The sequence below is a fragment of the Sphingomonas sp. S6 genome (assembly GCF_043498045.1).
In the GTDB taxonomy this organism is placed as follows: domain Bacteria; phylum Pseudomonadota; class Alphaproteobacteria; order Sphingomonadales; family Sphingomonadaceae; genus Sphingomonas.
Genome location: NZ_JBIEOE010000041.1, coordinates 1 through 3,410 on the forward strand (window position 1 = coordinate 1; position 3,410 = coordinate 3,410).

The window sequence follows — 3,410 nt, forward strand, 5'->3', positions numbered from 1 at the left end:
CGACCGGCACGAACGAAATAACAACAGACGTAGCCAGCACGGCCCTGTCTCCGGGGGGGCGACATCATCTCGGAACGAAGGGGCGCAATCATCTCGGAAACGAGGGGCGGCTTCATCGGAATCGGCACCGACGGAGCGCGGGAATGCTTATAGTTTTCTTACTACTGAGCCCAACTTCCTAGTCTCGCCTATACACCCCAAGGCAATGCCTGTCATTCTGCATGACGACGATTATGCTCGATGGCTCACTGGCCCCTGGAACGAGTTAGAGCCACTTGTATCTCCGTATCCGGCGCAACTCATGCGCTTAGAATAGCGCTGCACTTGCAAGCGGCCGCGCCGACTTTGCCTTTTATGCGGCACCGTTATGGGGATTTATGAGGCTTCGGCTTGGTAGGCTGCGGATGCGGATGTTGAATAGTGGTCTTCATCACAGTGAGGCCGTCGTCGCTCTTCACCCAATTGGCATTCCCCGATTGATCTATGACAATGATTTGCTGATCCGTCGGCATTGGATAACCAGAAATCCTCGATCCGCCGCTCGTAATAATTGATACGCAATCTGTTCTGCCGCCATTCGCCGCTGGTCTCTTTAGGCCAGCGCAAATCAAGGCACTCGATTTTGCTTCCTTCGCGAGCCGCATGCCCTCTTCGTAACCAACCGAGAGGACTGTACCTGATGCAAAGAAAAGACCGTACAGGATACCGAAGACGATCATGGCAACAAAGGGGCCGGACCCAATTATAATAGGTCCAAAGCAGCCTGCTGCCTTCATACCGTTCATGCCTGCTCGGCTGACCGCCCTTACGCGATGACCAACCTTCCGATCGATCCATCGTATTCTATCGATGATCGCTAGGCAGGTCATGCTTACAGCGCCGCCTAATATGCATATCAAGGTAACCGCCAGAAAGATCGCTGTCGCGGAGGCGTTCAGGATAGCGACTATTCCGGCTATGAAATCGCCAGCCGCAGTCTGGTCCTGCAAGCCGGATGGCAGGCCAAACTCATTGAACAACGAAAGCTGGGATGATTCTCCCACAAATAATATATAGGGAGGTATTAGCAGTGTGACGACTGGAAGCGAAAGGCGCAGGACCTTTACAGCGCGACCGAGGAAGCGCTGCCTTAAATTACCGTGCTGACCGTCTGCTAAAATAGGCACTTCCAGCCCTAACTCCGAAACGTCATATCGGTTCTAGGCGGGGCTACAGACACTCCGCCTCATCGATTTACGCCTATGCAAGTGGTACGGTAAACGCGTCTATAAAGCGATCTGCTGTCAGGTTATGTGTGGCGAGTTGTTGATGTACGGCCGCGGGGTCTCCAAGAACCTCCTCATTCGCCGCTTTAACGAAGTCCAAAAAGCTATCTCTAAGTAGCCGAAGCCGGTGCCCATCTATGACCCGGCAATCCGGTATAGCAGTGGCCTGCGGCCCTACATACGAGAGTGGATGAATGATAATCGGGATAAATGGCTCGGTATCCCCATATCGGTCTTTGAACCACTCGATTGATTGGCCGAGTTGGCCGAGGTCGCGCTTTTTTATGCCTTCCTCGGATCCAGCCTCATTTTTGCATTCTATGACCAGAAACTCCCTCCCTGGTAGCCGCCAGAGATTATCCGGACCTTCCTGATAGTCCTCCTCTGGCCGCTGCGAGAGCATCCCGATTGCTAGACCAAGCTGACGCACAGCCTCCTCAAAACGTTTGTAAGGCACGCGCTTAAAGGCAAGATCCTCCTTGACGTCCGTCGCGAAAAAGATCCGATCCTGATGCTCAAGACGGCGGGTCCGCAGGTAACGTATTGCAGACACAGCCTGAGCTTCGTTCACTGTTGAGAGGCGTTCATAGCTAAGCGCTTCGAGTGGGCGGGTTACGCTCCGGTTCAAAGCGTAGGCCGCCTTGGTTATTTTCTGCGCCTCTGCCCGATCGTGAAAGTGCGTAAGCTGCGCAAGGCGGCTCATCAACCAGGCCTTATTGTCATCGTCCGTTGCTGAGGTCACCACAGGTTGCAGCGTTGCGACTGCTCCCCTCGTATCGCCATCTCGAGCCAAGTCGATTGCGGATCGCAGGGTCACCTGCGTGCGGTCAAAGCGCAATTCATTTGATCCCTCGGCTTTCAGCAGTGCCGACCGCGCTGATTTTCGCCACCCGTCGTGCCTGCTCAGACAGTGGTCGACGACTTGAGCGACCTTTCCGATATCGATTGTCCCGCCCGCCGCCTTCTCGACCTGTTTCGCGAGTTTTAGAGAAAGGTCGAGCTGCGCACTCGTCGCGGCGGTAAGCATCGCCTTTCCGTCCGCAGAAAGAAGCCTCTCCGTCAACTTCGAGCCGAACAGGATGACGGCGCAAAAGTCGTCAATTGATCTCACGCCACGACCCATGCCTTGCTCTATCCGCTGCACCTGCCGGTGCAGAGTGACACCGGACGCGCTCAGCACTGTCATGTCCGCGCGTTCTACCAGCGATGCAGCCTCTGGCAGACCTACAATAGCGAGAACGCGGCACGCGTCGTCCGGGAGATCGATGCCGTCATATCTGTTCACAAGCACCGTCATACCGACGTGCGATTGCCTGAGCTTCGCGACACCGTCAGCAACATCATCGCCCATCAATATTTGGTCGGCGTGGTTAGCCCATTCCTCAGAAGCTGCTTTCGATGGAACAATAACGACGACGTTATGCTCCTTTGAAAGCTCCTTCAACATACCGCTGACGTCGTTGAACGTTATGTCCTTGTTGAGCTGTTGCGGCATCAAAATCATCCGCTCGCCCATTGTCGCGGAAGGCGTGGTTACCGCCACCTCCAGAACGTCAGGGTCTGCTCCAAAGTGAGTGGCTAGGATAGTGTCATCAGAGAGCGTCGCGGTCATGTAGATGCGCCGTTTGGCACGCCTAAAGGGGTTGACCAGGTCTGCCCAGGGATAGACGGCAGAAATCTCCATCTCTTGGCCGCCTATTATCACCCGGCAGAGCGCGAGGCCTTCGCCAAGGAATGGGACGACGTATTTGAAGGGCTTTTCGCTCTCGGCGTTGACTAACTCTGTCAGTAGTTCATCTGCAGCATCTTTGAGCGCCCAGTAGGGCACCTCAACGTAATCGCTGTGATCGTTAGCTTTAATCCGTTTGAGGCTGCGTGGGCTTTGTTGGTTGATTGCCTCCTCGAACCTGTTGAGAGCCCATTCGTAAACGGGATGGCTGGACGGGATCGTTAGCCGGAATTGCCGCTCAAGAGTGCGCAGGCATGCATGTGCATCGTCCACGACGATGGCGCCTATGTGTAGCGAACTGCAATGATGATCGCCCGGACGCGCAATAAAGGGCGGTTTCCGGCGCACGTTGTTTGAGACAGATAGTCTCGCCAGACGCAAATTCCGTGAGACATAGCGCACGGTCAGTGAGACGG

At 55.0% G+C, this 3,410-nt stretch carries 3 protein-coding genes; 1 reads left to right on the plus strand and 2 read right to left on the minus strand.

The window, feature by feature from the left end:
- Nucleotides 1–316, plus strand: a 316-nt coding sequence (locus ACGVWT_RS19105) for an SOS response-associated peptidase family protein (RefSeq protein WP_394427805.1), incomplete at its 5' end; no start/stop codon positions are given.
- 49 nt (nucleotides 317–365) lie between these two features.
- Here ACGVWT_RS19105 and ACGVWT_RS19110 read toward each other — a convergent pair.
- Both ACGVWT_RS19110 and ACGVWT_RS19115 read right to left on the minus strand, forming a co-directional pair.
- Nucleotides 366–1,166 carry a hypothetical protein gene (locus ACGVWT_RS19110; RefSeq protein WP_183937298.1) on the minus strand — a complete coding sequence of 267 codons (801 nt, stop codon included), beginning with the start codon at nucleotides 1,164–1,166 and terminating at the stop codon, nucleotides 366–368.
- 73 nt (nucleotides 1,167–1,239) lie between these two features.
- The coding region (locus tag ACGVWT_RS19115) for a helicase C-terminal domain-containing protein (RefSeq protein ID WP_394427808.1) at nucleotides 1,240–3,410 on the minus strand (2,171 nt) is incomplete at its 5' end.